Origin of the sequence: Brevibacillus sp. DP1.3A, assembly GCF_013284245.2 — a bacterium.
In the GTDB taxonomy this organism is placed as follows: Bacteria; Bacillota; Bacilli; order Brevibacillales; family Brevibacillaceae; genus Brevibacillus.
On record NZ_CP085876.1, the window covers coordinates 1,530,841 to 1,547,596 of the forward strand.

The window sequence follows — 16,756 nt, forward strand, 5'->3', positions numbered from 1 at the left end:
GCGTCAGATAACGGAAACAAGCTATAATAGAAGGCATATGAGAGGGGGAAGCACCGTTGATTGCAAATGAAGCCTATCGACAGTTAAAACAGATGATCTACTCCCTCGACACGGTCAGTCTTGAGATTTGCCGTCACAATGAACCACTGATCCTCTCACCTACTCATTCTCATCGAATCGGGTTTGTCAAAAATATAAAAGGAACAATGGAAGAGAACGGGAAGAGACAGTTAGTTGAGGCAGGAGATGTGTTTTTTAACAAGCCGAAGACGAGCGTTTCTTTGCGGACGGAACAAGACAAAGAGCTGGAGATCTTTTTCATTGAATTCTCCTATTGGATCGAACAAAACGAAACAGGGAAAGAGAGAGTATTTGTTCCGGGCGGAGAAAATTTTCCTCTGGAAGGGACTTTCCGTGTACGCAGCCATTCGCAGATATTGCATTTAATGGAGGAACTACATGGAAGCTATGCGTCAAATGAGGAGAGAGAGCAATTTCGGCAGAGATTGTTATTCGAGCGCATTCTGTACATCCTGGTGAAAGATTTTTCTTCGATTGAGAGCAACGAAAATACGATGGCTAGCATCGAGGAAACGATCCTGTATGTCGATCAGCACTATATGCTCAATCTCACGCTAGAGATGTTGGCAGGAAAGGCGAATGTCAGTCCCAGCTATTATTCACGCATGTTCAAAACGTTAAAGGGTGTGAGCTTTTCCGATTACATGACAAGCCTTCGAATCAATCGGGCCAAGGTGCTTCTCCGATTGTCGGGGAGCCGATTGCGTGAGGTGGCACAAAGCGTAGGCTATAACGATGAGTTTTACTTCAGCAAGATGTTTAAAAAAGTCGTTGGCCTATCACCATCGGAATACGTCAAGACGCATATGAGACAAGATAATTCATGAAATCGAGCAAGATTCTTCATGGTATGGTATAGTGGCTATCGATATAATCTCTATTGAAAATGATTTTCAATTTCGATAGAGTTTTATTTTGGTAGGAGGTTTTCTCATCATGAGAGCAAGACTGTTGTTACCCGGCTTTCTTCTTATTTTTATGGTATCTGTCTTTTTGAGTGGTTGCGGTACAGCGACACAAAATGCACAGGGAACAGCTCCAGCAGCTGCGACCAATACAGAGTCTACACCAGCAGCTTCTAGTGAAAAGCGAGTGATCAAGCATGAGCTGGGGGAAACGGAAATCGTTGGCAAGCCTGCGCGTATTGTCGTGATGGACTTTTCCTTTGCAGATGCTTTGGCGACATTGGGGGTAGCTCCTGTAGGAATCTCTGATGACAATGATGCGAATCTGATCATTCCTGAGGTGAAAGGAAAAGTAGGAACGTATACATCGCTCGGCTCTCGTTACGAACCAAACATGGAGCTGATCAGTTCCCTTGCTCCTGATCTCATCATTGCAGATTTGAACAAGCACAAGGCTGTATACGACAAATTGAAGCAAATTGCACCTACTATTGTTCTGAATGACCACCAGGCGAACTATGAGCATATGCTAGCCAATTACGCTGTAATCGCGGATGCAGTAGGCATGAAAGAAGAAGGCAAAAAACGTCTAGACGAGCATCAAGCGAAAATGGAAGCTATCAAAGCGAAGCTGCCAAAAACAGATGCCAAACTGAAGGTACTGCCAGCAGTCGTGAACCCGACCGGATTCTTCGCTCACTCCAATGCTTCCTATGCGGGCTCCTTGATGGAATACCTCGGCTTGGAGGATGCGGCAAAAAGTGAAGAGGCGTATCCAAAAACCAATCTGGAGCAGCTGGTTGCCCTAAATCCAGACGTACTGTTCTTGATGAAAACAGGTGACAAGACGATTGTGGATGAATGGAAGACGAATCCACTGTGGCAAAACATCAACGCCGTAAAAAATGGCAAGGTGTTTGAAGTAGCCCGCAATAAATGGGCGCTGTCGCGAGGCTTGATCGGATCGGAGTTAAGTTCGGAGGAAGCAGTATCGCTTCTTTCTGGCAAATAAGAGGAAACTTTTCGGGATGGGTGTCATAGCTGACATCGATCCCGTCGTTTTTGCGGGAGGAGGTTGTACCTATGGAGGGAGCTTCAAAGGCGGGCATCGTTTTTGCGGCAGGAATGCTCCTGCTCGTTTTTGGTTTAGTCGTCAGTATCTCGGTTGGTTGGACAGACATGGGGTTGGTAAGTGGCGTAAAATCCCTTTTTGCCCCCTCTACATCGCAGGAGCACTTGATTGTGACGACGCTCAGGCTTCCAAGAGCGCTATTGGCAGTAATCATTGGGGCCGGTCTCGGCGTGGCTGGTGCGATTATGCAAGCAATGACAGGCAATCCGCTTGCTTCTCCACAGACGTTTGGGGTGAACGCAGGTGCATCGATGGCTGTCGTAGCTGCCTTGGTACTCTTGCCCAATCTTCCGGTGCCATTTTTAGCGCCACTCGCTTTTGGTGGGGCGGTCATAGGTGGATTTGCGGTGTACTATCTCGGTGCGGCTGGGGGGATGACTCCTGTTAAGCTGGCTTTGGCTGGCACAGCCGTCCATCTGTTCCTCGCTTCGATTACAGAGGCATTCATCTTGTTTCATCAGCACTCTACCGATCAAGTCCTGTTTTGGCTTGCGGGGTCATTGGATGGAGCAGATTGGACGGATGTGAACCGTGTGCTGCCTTGGTCGATCGCGGGGCTCGTAGTTGCCTTTTTTATGGCTCGCTCCATCGGAATTATGCGTATGGGTGAGGATGTGGCCAAAAATCTTGGACAACATGTATTTCGGGTACGGACGATTTGTGGAATCATTGTCATCGTACTCGCAGGCTCGGCTGTTGCCGTTGCTGGTCCGATCGGCTTTATCGGATTAATGGTGCCTCATGTGACCCGACTTTTGCTAGGAAGAGAGAGTCAGCTATACCTCCCGATTACAGCGCTGCTCGGCGCATTGCTGTTGGTCTATGCCGACGTTCTTGCCAGGTTCATCGCGTATCCGTATGAGTCACCAGTAGGCATCGTGACCGCTTTTCTGGGCGCTCCCTTTTTCCTCTATTTAGTGGGTAAGGAGAGGAGAGCTTCATGACACGCAGACAAAGTATTGCACCTGTCTTACTGCTGTTGCTCATCGTCACCGCTATTATCAGCATCGGGACTGGGGCGGTGTCCATATCGCCGCGTGAGGTAGTCGAGTCACTTTTTGGGACGGGGACGAAAAATCACAGCTTTATTATTGGCGAGTATCGTTTGCCGCGCATTGTCTTAGGCATGCTGGCTGGAGCAGGTTTGGCGGTATCCGGGGCTATTTTACAAGGAATGATTCGCAATCCGTTGGCCTCTCCTGACGTAATCGGCATCACCAAAGGGGCGGGGCTAGCATCTGCCATCGTCATTTTTCTTTTTCCCAAATCTCCGGCTTATTTGCTACCGTTGGCAGCATTTGGGGGTGCGGCAGTTGTCGCTGCTATTTTGTATGTATATACCGCGCGAAAACGCGTTCAGCCCGCTACTCTAGCACTGGTAGGGATCGCGATCGGGGTCATTTGTCAGGCGGGCATCCAATACCTGATGGTCAAAAATCCGGGTGATGTCAATGCGGCACTGCTCTGGATGGCAGGCAGCTTGTGGGGACGGGGATGGGAACACGTATGGGCGGTGCTTCCGTGGATACTCGTCTTTTTACCAATTGCTTATTTATTGGCGTACCGGCTCGACGTACTGTCTCTTGGAGATGATGTAGCAGAAGGCTTGGGCGAGGATGTGACGAGACTGCGTGTTGTACTTTTGGTAACCTCTGTCGCACTCGCTGGAGCATGTGTGGCGGTTGTCGGTTCCATCGGGTTCGTGGGTTTGCTCTCACCGCATATCGCTCGTCGATTGGTAGGTGGGAAGCACGCACTTCTTCTCCCGGTCGCTGCTCTGCTCGGTGCTACGCTCATGGTCGCCGCTGATGGGCTAGGCAGATGGCTTTTGCCGCCGATGGAGGTTCCCGTGGGCATCGTGACAGCTGTCATTGGAGCTCCGTATTTCTTGTATTTGATCGGACGAGAGAAAAGAAGAGGAGTATAAAAGAAGGGACCGAATCTTGCAAAAGGACGTGCTTGCGAGATTCGGTCCTGCTTGTTTCTCTTAAGAGAAACAATGGTAAAATATAGTAGGTGGAGCCGGCGAGGCTGCGGCGTTTTTATTTCGTATCTGCTTTTTGCAAAAAGCTGCGGATGACTTGCACGTATTCGTCTGTCTCTTCCAGATAGCCGACATGTGAGCTGTTTTCAAAGACATGGAGCTCGGCGTTTGGCACCAGAGACTGATAATAACCTGTCGATTCAGGCGTCGCTTCATCATGACGGCCACAAACGAACAGGGAAGGGATGTTTATTTGATGCAGCTTGGGTGTGTAGTCGAATGTTTTGAGATTCCCTGTCGGGCAAAATTCAGACGGCCCCCACATCGTCATGTACACTTCTTTGTTCGCTTTTGGACGGCTTTCTGTCATGACTGTTGGCATTGGATCAAGGCGGCACACATGGCGCTTGTAGTATTCCTTCATGGCATCCTGGTATTCTTGTGAATCAGTTGTGCCCTGCTCCTCGTGTGTGGCGATGGTTTGTTGTACATCCACTGGCAATTGCTCGATTAAACGATCTGCGTCCTGTTTCCAACGCTCTGCGCTCAGGCATGGGCTGGAGAAGATGATGCTCTGTACCCCTTCCGGCTTGGCATCCACCAAATAAGCTGCTGCCAGCATCGTGCCCCACGAGTGCCCCAGGATGTAAACCTCTTTTAAGCCAAGGGCTTGTCTGATGCAAGCCAGCTCTTCCACAAAGCGTTCGGTTTTCCAAAGAGTCAGATCAGTCGGGCGATCGGAATTTCCTGACCCTAGCTGATCGTAGAAAATAACGGGTCTGTCGTTGCCTAGGACTTGAAGCGTTGATTTGAGCGGATCATGGGTATTGCCAGGTCCTCCGTGAAGGACGATCAGAGGCGTTTTCTCCCCTTCTCCGACACGACTGTACCATACTCTTCCGCCAGGAACGTCAATATAGCCTTCTTGCATACTCATCGATAATGCCTCCACTTCAGGTTCATACTGATCTCTTCTTCTATCAATATAGCATATGGAATTGTTTTTACACTTTTTTTAGAATTGATTTAGAGCGTGTTTAGACCCTCTATTTATCATCACTGGTATAGGAAGCGATGAAGATTGCTTTCGATGAAAATAGGAGGGATCAACATGCGAAAAAAATGGTTGGGTATCAGCTTGTCGGTTGGAATCACAGGAGCATTGATTTGGGGATACGGGGCATCTGCGAGTGCGGATAGCACGACGATGGGCGTATATGAATCAGCCCTGCATCAAACGAAGGAAGCGAAGAACATGACCGCCCACGCACAGTTAACGCTCACAGACAACGGAGCGAAGCTGCTCACACTGGAGGGAGTCGCAAAGATCGATCATAACCAGCACATCGGAAATGTAGATGCGACTTTTACAGACACGCTGGGCGAGAAAAGCATGCAAGCCTTTCTGGAAAAGGATCAAGTTGTGGTTAAAAAAGGGGATAGTAACGTTTATCGGGTCATGGAAAAAATGGATAGAGGACACCAATCAGAAAATGACGTCGATAACAATCGCGGGGCCATGATGCATAAGCTGTTTGCTACGGTATTCGGCGATCTTGGAAAAAACGCGACCGTTGAGAATCTACCGGATGGAGGCAAGCGTACATCGCTTCAGCTCTCCGAAGAGCAAATTCCGGCATTTATCCAGGTAGCCGGACCTATTATCTACGATAAGCTCGCCGAACATAGTCAAGAAGCGTCTTCCTCTGAAAACCATCTATCTGTCCAACTTCCTCGTTTGCAAATTCAAGTAGACCAAGTTTTGCTGAACGCCAAGATCGACGAAAAAAATCAGATCGAACAGCAATCGGCTGTGGTGTACCTCTCAGGAACGGACGCGTCTGGGAAAGAGCACAAGCTCCAGCTTTCTTTGGATATCCGCTTGTCCGATCTGGGTACGACCACACCTGATCGCATTGATCTTACTGGCAAGCAAGTCGAGAAGGTTTCCCGCGAGGATATGAAGAACAAATGGAGAACAGGCTGGACGAAGCATTCCGATTCCGAGTAAACCATGACTGCAAGGGGGTGATGAACCATGTCGATCAAAACAAGACTTTTGCTTTCCTATATTGCCATGATTATTATCCCCCTTGTTTTGTTTGGATTGGTGGCATCGGGATTGGCGAATTACTTTTGGGGGGAACGAGAAGCAGGCAAACCGTTCCTTCGTGATACGCTCAATAAACGAGACGAGTTGTTTGCTGGTGTCACATTCATGGCCAAATACGCTCCCGAACAATTGACGAACCAGAACATGCTGACAGAGACGGATGAGCAGCTACAAGCAGTTGGCGGTGCATTGATACTGACAAAGGACGAAAAAGTACTATTCTTCTCCCAGTCTATTGATAGCGCTGACTTGCCTGACTATTTGCAGGATCAGCCGGATCAAGAGCGTATGCACAGCTGGCAGCAGTTTAAACAGGACGGCTACACGTTTGATACGTACGAGTTCACTTTTGCTGATCAGAGTAAAGGAAAGCTCTACTTCCTTGCGAATTCTTTCCCATTTATGCAGACAGGCATTTATTTTTTTATCGCATTGATTCTCAGTCTTTTAACGATTGTGGCGCTGACGAACGGTGTACTAACGTTTCTTGTTTCGCGCAGTATCATTCGACCGTTGTACGCCTTAAAGCAGGCAGCGAACGAAATTAAAGAAGGCAATCTAGAGCATCCTGTTCAACTCCATCGCAAAGATGAACTAGGAGAGCTGGGAGAAGCATTTGAAGAGATGCGTGGCAGATTGTATGATTCTATCCACTTGCAGCTTCAGTATGAGGAAAATCGTAAACAACTGATTTCCAGTATTTCGCACGATCTAAAAACACCCATAACAGGAATCAAAGCCTGTGTGGAAGCAGTTCAGGAAGGAATTGCGGATACGGAAGCGAAGCGGGAAAAATATATGAAGATGATTGCCATCAAATCGGAACAGATGGATCGTCTGATTGATGAGCTATTTTTATTCTCGAGACTGGATTTGAACAAGCTTCCCTTTCACTTTGAAGAAGTCGATATGCGAGCATATATGGCTCAGTTTGCCGAGGAGCTGCGGCTAGACCCGCGGATGAACGGCGTTCCTATTCGTTATGACGAGCATAATGAAAGTCCGATTCCAGTCATGGCTGACCAGGAAAAACTCCATCGCGTGCTCATGAATATCGTGGACAATAGCCTGAAGTACTTGAACAAGGACGAGAAGCTGATCCGATTGGAAGTGGAGAAAGCTGAAGGTGAAGTGATCGTGGCGATATCCGACAATGGGACAGGGATTGAAAAAGAAGCAATGCCCCATATTTTTGATCGCTTTTATCGGGCGGATCCTTCACGTAATTTGGCCATGGGAGGCAGTGGTCTTGGACTCGCCATCGTCAAACAAATTGTGGAGGGGCACGGTGGTCGAGTATGGGCGGAGAGTGAGAGCGGACGCGGGACCCGCATTTGTTTTACCTTGCCAGATCTCAAGAGAGCAGGGGTTGACACGGAATGAAACACATTTTAATCATTGAAGATGATATGGTGATCGCAGAGGTGCAGAAGGATTACTTGGAGGCAAACGGCTACTCGGTCGATGTCGCGACTTCCGGCGATACGGGCTTGCAAAAGGCACTGCAAGAGGAGTATGACCTCCTGATTCTAGACCTGATGCTCCCGATCGTGGATGGCTTCGAAATCTGCAAGCAAGTCCGGAAAGCCAAAAATATTCCGATCCTGCTCGTTTCCGCTAAAAAGGAAGACATTGACAAGATCCGTGGACTGGGTCTGGGTGCCGACGATCATATCAGCAAGCCTTTTAGCTTGGGAGAACTGGTAGCGAGGGTCAAAGCCCATCTGGCCCGTTACGACCGTCTCGTCTCCGATTCCAAACCGCGTACGGCAAAAGAGGAGATCAGGCTTCGTGGGATTCGCATCGATAAGCTGGCGAGGAGAGTTTACATTAACGGAAACGAAGTAGCGTTTACTTCCAAGGAATACGACCTCCTGCTCTTTTTGGTAACCCACCCCAACTGGGTATTTAGCAAAACAGAGCTGTTTGAAAAAATTTGGGGTCTCGACTCGTACGGGGATATTGCGACGGTGACGGTGCATATCAGCAAGCTGCGGGAAAAAATAGAAAGTGATCCGGCTAAGCCCCAGTACATCGAGACGGTGTGGGGTGTCGGTTATCGCTTTTTACTATAGTAGGTGGAAACCTGTGGTAAAGCTTGCGTAACAAAAAAATGCGGTATACTTGAGACTCCCACGGCTAAAGCCGCAAGCTGACACCTTCGGTATCAGTGGGATTCTTGGGTGGTAGTCGAAAGTGCATTTCTGCTATCCGTAGTTCCCCCAAGTTTAGGGCTGTCTCATCAGCCCGTCCTAAGACAGTGCGTATAGCATCTTAGGCTGACAGACTGTTACCATCTGCCACAGGTTGACGCATGATATTGATGGCTCCAACCCGATCACGATGCGCATGGAATCCGCATGAACATTCGTACATTCTGTCTTTCGCTTTGTTCTTCTCTCTACAGGCAGGACAAGATTGAGAAGTGTAGGCGGGATTGACCTCCACAACTTGTATGCCAGCAAGATTTGCTTTGTAGGAGATACATTGTTGAAGTTGATAGAAAGTCCAATTATGCAGGTTCTTTGCGTTTTTACGGTTTGTTCTTGCCGTCTTGCGAATATTCTCTAGTCGTTCAAGCTTGATGATTGACACACCTTCCTGAATAGCTGTATTGACAATTTGACGACTGATCTTGTGGTTTTGATCTTTCATCCAACGTTGCTCTTTATTGCCTAACTTCCGAATGGCAGACAATTTTTTGAGTTTACCTAATTGGCGTCTACGCTGTTGGTGCTTTCTTCGTATGTACTTGTTCTGTCTCCCTTTCCCAAAGAAACAAGTCTTGCCCGTAGAAGTTACTGCAACAGCAGGAACTTTCAAACCAAGATCTATACCCATGATGTTTTCGTTGATTGTTACGCTTGTAGGCACTTCTACGGAAATTTGAGCGTACCATTTCCCTGACTTTTCAATGATACGCATCAATCCAAATTTTCCTTTGCATAACAATTCCCTGTCTCGGCTAGTCATCGTCGCACGAAACGCCGTTTTCTTCGTCTTTCCATCTACAACGATAGGGAAAGCAACTGTATTTTCAGATACCGTGTAGTTTTGATTATTGACGAAATATACAGGTTTCTTAAGAATCGGACGACCGCCAAGTTTCTTACTTTTACGAAAAACACTCTTAGCATCACGTATGGATTGGTTACAGACGGCTGATGGTAGAATAGTTTCAACATTTTTAGTCGTTGTCTTTGGAAACGAACTAAGTTGTGCAGCTTGTTCCGTGAGCAGATTGACTACACGAATATATTCCTTTCCTAAATGACGAAGAATATCTGGTTGAGCAGGAAATATACGAATCTTAACGGTTAACACTTGCATGTGTTCACCCCCTTGTCTTTTGCTGTTCAACATATCTTTTAATCGTTTCGCTGGAAACATTCCCTGCCGTACTTACAAAATATGAACGTGTCCAAAGAGAAGGCAAATGCGCTAGATGTTTGAACTCCTCTCTTAATTTTTTAGATGTGACCCCTTTGATTTTTGCCATAATATCAGCAGGACTGAATGTTGGCAAAGCGTTTAAAAAAAGATGAGTATGGTCTTTGTCTGTTTCGATTGCGATAATCTCTATTTTCAATTCATCGCAAACATCCTTAACTAATTCCTTAAACCTTATTTCTACATCTAATTTGAGGAATATCTTTTTTCTGTATCGAGGACAAAAAACAAAATGATAGTTAATGAATGATACGGTAGTGGTCGTTCTTCTATAATTATCCATATACTGATTGTATCAGTTCAAATCATTCACTGCAACAAAAACACAAGAAACGTTGGAACATTAACGTGTCTAAAGGCACGCCTGTTCCAATCTCGCTATCATCCCACACCTAAAGGAGTGGGCTTTCTCGCTCGAAAAATTCTGTAAACACTTGGGTAATTAGTACCAAGTGTTTATTCTGTTTACCATAAATCGACAGACTTATGTAAAATATAGGGCAGATGTCGAATAGTGTGTGAGTAATGCGAGCTAAGGGAGACACAGATCATGGAGAGAAAAATCAAAATCCTCGGAACAGGGAAATACATGCCCACTCGGCGAGTGACAGCGGCAGAACTAGAAGAAAAGCTGGGACTTGCGGCTGGATGGGTAGAGAAAAAATCCGGGGTAAGCGTCAGGCATTTTGTGACGAACGAAACGGCAGCACAGATGGGAGCCATTGCTGCTAGGCGTGCTTTGGAAGCGGCGGGCCTCTCCCTTCACGATATCGATTGTATCGTATGTGCAAGCGGGACGGCGCAGCAGGAAATCCCATGCACGGCTGCCTTGATTCAGGAAGAGCTTCAACTAAGCAAAACAGGTATTCCTTGCTTTGATATAAATGCGACATGCCTAAGCTTTGTCACTGCACTTGATGTGATGTCGTGCCAGATGGCGGTTGGTATTTACGAGCGAGTCTTGATCATTTCGTCAGAGATATCCTCCGCAGGTTTGAATTGGGAGCAAAAAGAGAGCTGCGTGCTGTTCGGAGATGGAGCTGCGGCTGTTGTCATCGGCAGGACGCCAGAAACAGAAAGCTCCCGCATCTTGGGTTCAAGTATGAAAACATATAGTGAAGGAGCACATTATTCCGAAATACGGGGTGGCGGTACGTTGATCCACCCGAGCCAATTTGCGCAAGGAAGAGAAGCAGACTTTGCATTTGATATGGACGGACGGAAAATTTTTCGCCTGACCTCGCAGTTGATTACCGGATTTGTGGATCGCTTGCTGTCCTCAGCCTCCATAACCAAGGAGCAAATTCGTACTGTCGTTCCTCATCAGGCCAGTGGGATGGCGATGCGGATCATGGCAGGTAAGCTCGGATTTAGCGACCAGCAAATGGTGAACATTCTGGCAGAGCACGGCAATGTCATCGCAGCTTCGATCCCGATGGCGCTGCATGAAGCGATTAGGCAGAATCGGGTACAGCGAGGCGATCACCTGATGCTGCTGGGCACATCTGCCGGCTTGTCACTCGGGGGAATTGTGCTTGAATACTAAACAATCAGTCTTGCTGACAGGAGGACGAGCTCCAGCTACGTTAGAGCTGGCGCGCTTGCTGGGTTCTGCGGGACATCGGGTCATTGTAGCGGAGAGTGCGCGGCGACATTTATGCCAGCACTCTCGTTATGTAGAGCGTTCCTATCAAGTGCCTCCTCCCCGTCAGCAGCCCGATGCTTATATCGAAAAGCTGTGCGAAATCATGCAGGGTGAGCGCATCGATCTTTTGATCCCGACTTGCGAGGAAATATTCTACGTCTCGCGCGGGCGGGATCGCTTGCTTGACTTTGGTGAAGTGCTTGTAGAAGGAATCGAGGTACTACGTTCGCTGCACGACAAATGGCTTTTTACCGAAATGGCGCGCGAGGTGGGAGCACTGGTTCCACAGACGGTTCGGGTACAATCTCCGGCTCAATTGCGGGAGGCCATGTTGCAAGCAAGGGCACCAGTTGTGCTGAAGCCCGTCTATTCTCGCTTCGCAGCTCACGTACAGATCGTGGCAGACCCATCCTCTGCGGTAGAGCAGTCCACGCTACCCGAACCGACAGTTAAGCAACCATGGTTAGTCCAACAGTTTATAAAAGGGAAACAGGTGTGCAGCTACGCTGTTGCTCGTGATGGACAGCTCACCTTGTACGCCGATTATGAAACAACACATACAGCAGGGCAGGGTGCCTCGATTCACTTTGCCTATTCAGCCCATCCACAGGTAAGGGACTTTGTTAGTCGCTTCGTGCAACGGCATACGTTTAGCGGACAAATCGCATTTGATTTCATTGAGAATGAGCAGGGAGAGTTATACGTGATCGAATGTAATCCACGCCTGACAAGTGGTGTGCATTTGTTTGCGGGACAGCAAGAGGCTGCGGCTGCTTATTTTTCGGATCGGGGAAAAACCGTTGTTCCTGCTGGAAAACAAGCTTGCATGCTTGGGATGGCGATGCTGACATACGGCCTTGCTGGCATGACGAATGGCAAGAAGGCAAAGCGTTGGGTGAGCGACCTGCTTTCTGCGAGGGATGTACTGTTTCGGCGGGATGATCCGGGGCCTTTTTTTGATCAGTTCTCCATGCTGGCAGATTTGGCTTGGCAGAGCTTTCGAACGAGAAAAAGCATGATCGCTTGCAGTACGAGCGATATCGAATGGAACGGAGAAGAGGCGTAAGGACGTGAGGAAGAAATGAACAAGCGAGTTCTAGTAACAGGGGCGACGGGGTTTCTCGGACAGAAGCTGGCTACACGACTGCATGAAATGGGCTATGAGGTAACAGCGCAAGGACGAGACGAGCGAATCGGCCGACAATTGCAGGAGCGAGGCATTCGATTCCTTCGGGCAGACCTAAGAGACAGAGAAGCCATGTTGGAGGCTTGCCGCGATCAGGACATCGTGCATCACGCGGCTGCTTTTTCCTCCCCATGGGGAACGTATCGTGACATGTACGAGACGAATGTGACAGGAACGATTCATGTCATCGAGGGCTGCAAGCAACACGGCATCCGGCGTCTGGTCCATGTATCGACGCCGAGTATTTATTTTGCTTTTGACGACAAGTTGGGAATCCGCGAAGATGAGCCGATGCCCGTACTGTTTGCCAATACATACGCACAGACCAAATATCAGGCGGAGCTGGAAGTCGACAAGGCGTTTCTTGCAGGGCTTCCGACGATAACGATTCGTCCTCGGGCCCTGTTTGGCCCAGGGGACAATGCAATCCTTCCCAGATTGATCCGCGCCAATGAAAAGAAATTCGTTCCGCTGATCGACGGAGGCAAGGCGATTATTGATTTGACCTATGTGGAAAATGTCGTGGACGCGCTGATCTTGTGCATGGATTCTCCAGCGCACACATTGGGACAGGCTTACAACATTACAAATGGAGAGCCAGTGACGATGATCGAGGTGTTGTCAGATGTGTTTCGTCGCTTGGGGGTTCCGCTGAAAACGCGCGAGCTGCCATATTGGAAGGCGTATGCGGCAGCTTGGGTGCTAGAGACACTCTCTAAGACCGTTTTGGGTTATCGCGAGCCGGTCCTGACACGTTACTCGGTAGGCGTGCTCGCCAAATCACAAACGTTGGATATCTCAAAGGCGAAGCGCGATCTGGGCTATGAACCGCGGGTGAGCATTGCCCAAGGCATAGAGACGTTTACAGAATGGTGGAGGACGCATGATGGACGTTAAACTGACGCTGATGGACACGGGCTACTGCCAACAGCTCGAGATGTTTTCACGAAAAGGCGGCCGGATGAAAAACATTCCGTTTCACGCCATCGCTGGGCTTATCGAGCACCCCGTCCACGGCATGCTGCTCTTTGATACGGGCTATTCGCAGCGCTTTTTTGAAGCCACGAGCAAGCTTCCTTATTCGCTGTACGGCAAAATAACGCCCGTATTCTCGGAGGCACATGAGAGTATTTCTGAGCAGCTCGCGGCACGCGGAATCAAAACGACAGACATAGCGGGCATTCTTATTTCTCATTTTCATGCGGATCATATTGGCGGTCTGCGAGATTTTCCGCATGCGCGACTATACTGCTTCGAGAGTGCCTACAACCACATCAAGGGAAAGACGGGTTGGGCGGCGCTGAGGGAGGCGTACTTGCCTGATTTAATGCCTGACGATTTCGAAGAACGGGTGACATTCATTGATCGAGGAGGGCTGGTGGCATTGCCTGATGCTTACGCGCCATACACGGAAGGCTACGATTTGTTTGCGGATCAGAGTCTGTACATCGTCGATCTGAACGGACATGCAATCGGGCAGTTTGGTGTGTTCCTGCGTGATCGGGATCGTGGGGATGTATTTTTGTGCGCGGATGCCGCTTGGTCGAGTGAAGCCTATCGCGGCAACCTGTTGCCCCATCGGTTGGCTAGGTTGATCATGGCAGATCGACAAGCGTATCGTGAGCATTTGCACAAGCTGCATGTGCTATCCCGCCAACGTCCCGACATGAAAATCATGCCGACACACTGCGGGGAAGTTTGGCAGGCCAGTAGAGGAGAGTTCGCATGGAGATCATGACGCTCTTGAAGCAGTATGTAAAAACGAAGTGGCTTGCCCGTCGGTTTTCCTCGCGTGAGCAGCTCGTAAAATGGCAAGAAGCGCAGGTCAGAGCTATGTTGTCCCGCATTTTGCCAGCTTCTCCTTTTTACCGAAAGAGATTGGGAACACCAGAACAATGGAGACAGATGGAGCCGATTGATAAAAAGAGCATGATGGACCATTATGACGAGCTGAATATATGCGGGATCAAGAAGGAAGAAGCATTTGCGATTGCACTGAAAGCAGAAACGACACGCGATTTCACTCCCCAATTAAATGGCGTGACCGTTGGCTTGTCGTCTGGGACATCTGGCAATCGCGGGCTTTTTCTCGTGGGACCGCAGGAGCAGGCGAAATGGGCAGGGGTGATTTTGGCGAAAGCACTTCCTGGTCAGCTATGGTCGACACAGCGGATTGCTTTTTTCTTGCGAGCGAATAGCAACCTGTATACGGCGGTCAACAGGCGTCGCATTCAATTCTCGTTCTTCGATTTGCAAATACCGCTCGATCAGCACCTTGATCACCTGAATCAGTATCAGCCGACGGTGTTGGTTGCACCAGCCTCGATGTTGAGAATGCTCGCGACTGCTCAGCGTCAAGGGAAATTGCGGATATCTCCTATCAAGGTGATCTCGGTGGCGGAAGTGCTGGACCCGTTGGATCAAACGTACATCGCAGAAGTGTTTGGGCAGATTGTGCATCAAATTTATCAATGCACAGAAGGGCTGCTTGCGGTGAGCTGCTCACACGGGACGTTGCATGTCAATGAAGACCTCGTGGTGGTGGAAAAGGAGTATCTCGATGAGCAAAAGGAGCGATTCTTTCCGATCATCACAGACTTTTCCCGGACGACACAGCCAATTATCCGTTATCGATTGAACGACATTTTGACGGAAAAGCGTACGTCATGTCCGTGCGGCTCGGTGTTTATGGCGCTGGAATCGATTGAGGGCAGAGCAGATGATCTGTTTGTTTTTCGCCATGAAAACGAAGCGCGATGGATATCGGTCTTTCCTGATTTCATCCGTCGTGCCGTCATTACCTCGTCTGATGCGGTCGAAGAGTATACAGTACGGCAGCTAAGCTACGAGCAAGTTGAGGTAGCACTGCTCATGAAGGATGGGGAAGGACCGTCCACGCAAGAGCAGGAGCGAGTACGCCAAGGCCTGGAGCGAGTCATTGCCGATCAGCAAGGACAATTGCCTGCGATTGTGTTTGCACCGTACGAGTTGAATCTCGGCACGAAAAAATTGCGGCGGGTAGAGAGGATGTTTGTTCAAGGTGAGCAGGCACTTAATTGAATGGTATGAAGGGACCTCGGCGGGGCAAATCCCTTGGGAACAGGCGCAGGATGCCGACTACGTCAAAAGCTATTTGTTGCCCATGATGACGGAACATCCATCTCGCTATGTGCAAAATGTACAAACGCAGATGCATGCACTCCGTGTAGGCGATCGGATCATGCCCGTAACGGTGAACGATACCGAGTACGACAATTCGTATGTCAGTTCAGTGTTTACCCATTACGTGACGTATGCGAAGGAAGAGCTAGGCATGCTCGATTCAGTGGTGCTGAGGCGGGTATTGTCGACTGTACTGACAGGGCTTGGACGCTGGATGAAAAAAAGCCAATGCAACCAAATGGTCATCGTCAACAATTGGCTGTTATCGACGAATCTGTATCATGATGTGAGTGCAGATGAAGTGAAGGACCTTACGGAAATCGGTATCCAAAAGTTCCCTGATCATATCATCGCGTTTCGTTCTATTTGTCGGAGGCTGTATCCGGATGTCCACAAGGGACTCGTAGAGAAGGGCTATCTCATGGTCCCCAGCCGCTACGTCTACCTTTTTCACCCCGACTGGCCATCGCAGGGCAAGTGGCGGGTCCGCAATACGCTCAACCGCGATCGAAAAATGCTTGCCAAATCCGGCTATCGTATCCTGCGTCATGAGGAGCTGGGGGAACAGCATGTCGAGAGAATCGTTGCTTTATATAACGCGCTGTATCTGGATAAATACTCCCAGCATAATCCACAGTTTTCGGTGGAGTTCGTCCAACTGGCGATGCAAAAGAGGACATTGACCCTCATCGGCTTGGAAAAAGACGGACGACTGGACGGCATTCTTGGCTATTTTGAACGAAATGGTGTGATGACGACGCCGCTATTCGGCTATGATACGACGCTCCCCAAAGAGACCGGACTGTATCGGATGCTGTCATGCCTCTTGGTTCAAGAAGCACAGAGCAAAGGCATCCTGCTCCATCAAAGTGCGGGCGTAGGCGCATTCAAAGCGGACAGGGGAGCCGAGGGGGAAGCGGAATATACAGCGGTGTATGTCAAACATTTGCCGTTTTATCGTCAAGCGGTCTGGAAGGTGCTCGCTGTCTTGCTGAATCAAATCGGGATCAAAATGGTGGAGAAGTACCGACTGTAAACCATTTGCACACTTCGACCCTCATCGAACTAACCGTCAGGTACACTACATGTAAGAAGAAA

The 16,756-nt window shown here is 48.9% G+C and carries 16 protein-coding genes; 13 read left to right on the forward strand and 3 right to left on the reverse strand.

Going from position 1 to position 16,756, the window contains the following annotated elements; translation table 11 throughout:
* Positions 1-56 precede the first annotated feature (56 nt).
* From HP399_RS07140 to HP399_RS07155, 4 genes are all read left to right on the forward strand, one after another.
* Complete coding sequence (locus tag HP399_RS07140; RefSeq protein ID WP_173620588.1) at positions 57-908, forward strand: AraC family transcriptional regulator; 852 nt, start codon at positions 57-59, stop codon at positions 906-908.
* 109 nt (positions 909-1,017) lie between these two features.
* Entirely contained in the window at positions 1,018-1,998 is a 981-nt protein-coding gene (locus HP399_RS07145; protein ID WP_173620587.1) for an ABC transporter substrate-binding protein, read from the forward strand.
* Positions 1,999-2,069: 71 nt separating this feature from the next.
* Complete coding sequence (locus tag HP399_RS07150) at positions 2,070-3,062, forward strand: FecCD family ABC transporter permease (protein ID WP_173620586.1); 993 nt, start codon at positions 2,070-2,072, stop codon at positions 3,060-3,062.
* A complete protein-coding gene (locus tag HP399_RS07155) occupies positions 3,059-4,045 on the forward strand; it encodes a FecCD family ABC transporter permease (protein ID WP_173620585.1) in 987 nt (328 codons plus the stop codon). Before HP399_RS07150 ends, HP399_RS07155 begins: the two co-directional genes overlap by 4 nt.
* 115 nt (positions 4,046-4,160) lie before the next feature.
* Here the strand turns inward: HP399_RS07155 and HP399_RS07160 are convergent, their stop codons facing one another.
* A complete protein-coding gene (locus HP399_RS07160; protein WP_173620584.1) occupies positions 4,161-5,039 on the reverse strand; it encodes a proline iminopeptidase-family hydrolase in 879 nt (292 codons plus the stop codon).
* A gap of 174 nt (positions 5,040-5,213) precedes the next feature.
* On the opposite strand from HP399_RS07160, the gene HP399_RS07165 reads away from it, so the two are divergent.
* The 3 genes from HP399_RS07165 to HP399_RS07175 are packed head-to-tail and all read left to right on the forward strand — an operon-like array spanning position 5,214 to position 8,290.
* Positions 5,214-6,113, forward strand: a complete 900-nt coding sequence (locus tag HP399_RS07165) for a hypothetical protein (protein WP_173620583.1) — start codon at positions 5,214-5,216, stop codon at positions 6,111-6,113.
* A gap of 27 nt (positions 6,114-6,140) precedes the next feature.
* Positions 6,141-7,598, forward strand: a complete 1,458-nt coding sequence (locus HP399_RS07170; RefSeq protein ID WP_173620582.1) for a sensor histidine kinase — start codon at positions 6,141-6,143, stop codon at positions 7,596-7,598.
* Positions 7,595-8,290 (forward strand): response regulator transcription factor, encoded by a 696-nt coding sequence (locus HP399_RS07175; RefSeq protein WP_173620581.1) that lies wholly within the window; start codon positions 7,595-7,597, stop codon positions 8,288-8,290. Before HP399_RS07170 ends, HP399_RS07175 begins: the two co-directional genes overlap by 4 nt.
* A 199-nt stretch (positions 8,291-8,489) precedes the next feature.
* On the opposite strand, the gene HP399_RS07180 is transcribed toward HP399_RS07175, so the two are convergent.
* Positions 8,490-9,545 carry an RNA-guided endonuclease InsQ/TnpB family protein gene (locus tag HP399_RS07180; protein ID WP_173620580.1) on the reverse strand — a complete coding sequence of 352 codons (1,056 nt, stop codon included), beginning with the start codon at positions 9,543-9,545 and terminating at the stop codon, positions 8,490-8,492.
* A 4-nt stretch (positions 9,546-9,549) separates the two neighbouring features.
* Entirely contained in the window at positions 9,550-9,948 is a 399-nt protein-coding gene (gene tnpA, locus HP399_RS07185) for an IS200/IS605 family transposase (RefSeq protein WP_173620579.1), read from the reverse strand.
* A gap of 267 nt (positions 9,949-10,215) precedes the next feature.
* Here tnpA and HP399_RS07190 point away from each other — a divergent pair, with 267 nt between their 5' ends.
* Genes HP399_RS07190 through HP399_RS07215 form a run of 6 tightly spaced genes read left to right on the forward strand, consistent with a single transcriptional unit; the run spans position 10,216 to position 16,694 of the window.
* A complete protein-coding gene (locus HP399_RS07190) occupies positions 10,216-11,211 on the forward strand; it encodes a beta-ketoacyl-ACP synthase III (RefSeq protein WP_173620578.1) in 996 nt (331 codons plus the stop codon).
* Positions 11,201-12,376, forward strand: a complete 1,176-nt coding sequence (locus HP399_RS07195; protein ID WP_173620577.1) for an ATP-grasp domain-containing protein — start codon at positions 11,201-11,203, stop codon at positions 12,374-12,376. The genes HP399_RS07190 and HP399_RS07195 overlap by 11 nt, the downstream gene beginning before the upstream one ends.
* Before the next feature lie 15 nt (positions 12,377-12,391).
* Entirely contained in the window at positions 12,392-13,393 is a 1,002-nt protein-coding gene (locus HP399_RS07200; protein ID WP_173620576.1) for an NAD-dependent epimerase/dehydratase family protein, read from the forward strand.
* A complete protein-coding gene (locus HP399_RS07205) occupies positions 13,380-14,234 on the forward strand; it encodes an MBL fold metallo-hydrolase (protein WP_228088472.1) in 855 nt (284 codons plus the stop codon). The genes HP399_RS07200 and HP399_RS07205 overlap by 14 nt, the downstream gene beginning before the upstream one ends.
* Positions 14,222-15,556 carry a F390 synthetase-related protein gene (locus tag HP399_RS07210; protein ID WP_173620575.1) on the forward strand — a complete coding sequence of 445 codons (1,335 nt, stop codon included), beginning with the start codon at positions 14,222-14,224 and terminating at the stop codon, positions 15,554-15,556. The genes HP399_RS07205 and HP399_RS07210 overlap by 13 nt, the downstream gene beginning before the upstream one ends.
* Complete coding sequence (locus tag HP399_RS07215) at positions 15,537-16,694, forward strand: GNAT family N-acetyltransferase (RefSeq protein WP_173620574.1); 1,158 nt, start codon at positions 15,537-15,539, stop codon at positions 16,692-16,694. The genes HP399_RS07210 and HP399_RS07215 overlap by 20 nt, the downstream gene beginning before the upstream one ends.
* Positions 16,695-16,756: the final 62 nt, after the last annotated feature.